Origin of the sequence: Collimonas sp. OK242 (genome assembly GCF_900107095.1) — a bacterium.
In the GTDB taxonomy this organism is placed as follows: Bacteria; Pseudomonadota; Gammaproteobacteria; order Burkholderiales; family Burkholderiaceae_D; genus Collimonas.
Genome location: NZ_FNOR01000054.1, coordinates 1 through 1,066, shown reverse-complemented (window position 1 = coordinate 1,066; position 1,066 = coordinate 1). Strand labels below are relative to the sequence as shown.

Here is a 1,066-nt window from a genome sequence, read left to right as displayed (position 1 = left end):
TCGAAAGTCCGGATCTATGGCTGCAATCTCTACCTTCTTCACATCATTGATTGAACGCTTGGCAAAATGGGGGCGACCATCTATGTGTAAAAACGAAGACACGGCATAAGCATGCCATGGAATCCTCATTTTAAGGTTAGATGAGCGCCATAGGCTGCGGCAGTGTGGCGCATTGGATTTTAGACTGATTGTAAAAGGCTGCTTAGCTGTCGCTATGACGTCGCTGCAAACGTTAAAAGCGCTTATGCGCTCATCACCTGGATCAATCTGCCAACGCCCAGGATATTGATCAGCCGCTTTATGTTGTAAGCCAGCACATGCAAACTCATTTCGGTGCTGACGCGATTTATTGTTTTGGTCAGGAAGTGCGTTGATCCCATCCAGGCTTTAATCGTTCCGAACGGATGCTCGACGGTTTGACGGCGGATTCGCATTGCATCGGGTGTTTGATCCAGGCGAGCTTGCATCGTATCGAGAACTGCTTCGTGTTCCCATCGCGTTACGCGACGCTCCGGACTTGGGGTGCATTGCTGCTTGAGTGGACATTGTTGGCAGTGCGAACTCCAATACCGATGCAGGTTCAGCCCTTTTTCTTTGCTTGTATATCGCCAAATCAGATGCTGGCCTGCAGGACAGCGATATTCGTTCGTCTGGGCATCGTAGATAAAATCGGCTTTGCCAAACCGTCCCTCGGCAGTGGCATTCGATGTCACGGTCTTTGGAACGATCACATCAATGCCGGCTTCATGACACGCCAGGATTTCTTCCCCCTTGAAATAGCCTCTGTCTGCAATCACCGTCAAAGACTGCGTCGCCATTGCTGTACGGGCCTGCTCGCTCATTGAAGACAGTTGATCTCGGTCGATACCGATATTAGTCACGTCATGCGCCACAATCAGGTGATGTTTCGCATCGACCGCTGTTTGGACGTTGTAACCGACGACGCCCGTTCCACGGGTCTTCATCGAACGGGCATCTGGATCGGTCAGGGAAATTTGTTTATCGGGTGCCTGTTCAAGCTTGATCTCCACTTCCTTGAGCATTTGCATCTGGACCTTGAGAGCAG

The 1,066-nt window shown here is 50.8% G+C and carries 1 protein-coding gene; it reads right to left on the bottom strand.

Annotated elements, in window-relative coordinates; all coding sequences use genetic code 11:
• Positions 1 to 242 precede the first annotated feature (242 nt).
• A partial coding sequence (locus tag BLV81_RS23410; protein ID WP_143036456.1) for a transposase occupies positions 243 to 1,066 on the bottom strand: 824 nt, incomplete at its 5' end.